Origin of the sequence: Salmonella sp. SAL4457 (genome assembly GCF_046548235.1) — a bacterium.
Taxonomy (GTDB): Bacteria; Pseudomonadota; Gammaproteobacteria; order Enterobacterales; family Enterobacteriaceae; genus Salmonella; species Salmonella enterica.
In genome coordinates this window covers 1-231 of record NZ_JBGDZO010001465.1, presented here as the reverse complement: position 1 = coordinate 231, position 231 = coordinate 1, and the positions used below count along the sequence as shown (strand labels likewise).

General features: G+C 66.7%; 1 pseudogene. It reads right to left on the bottom strand.

The annotated features are described in order from the left end of the window. Positions 1-15: 15 nt before the first annotated feature. Positions 16-231 (bottom strand): annotated as a pseudogene (locus ACLJNW_RS29045) (hypothetical protein); the annotation flags it as partial.

The following is a 231-nucleotide window of genomic DNA, read 5'->3' as shown; positions in this document are numbered from 1 at the left end:
AGCCTGGCCTGAGCCCTAGAGATCGGCGTTGAGGGTGCGCGAGAACTGCTGCACCGCTTCTACCACCTTGTGCGTGCTCTCGCGGATGCCAAGGATCGCCGCGCCGGCCTCGTTGGCCAGCTCCACGCCGCGCCGCGCCTGGTCCTGGCTGTGCTGCATGTCGTCGTTGACGCTGCGGGTGCCGGTCTGGATGCGACCGATCATGTCGGCGATCTCCTTGGTCGACTTGCT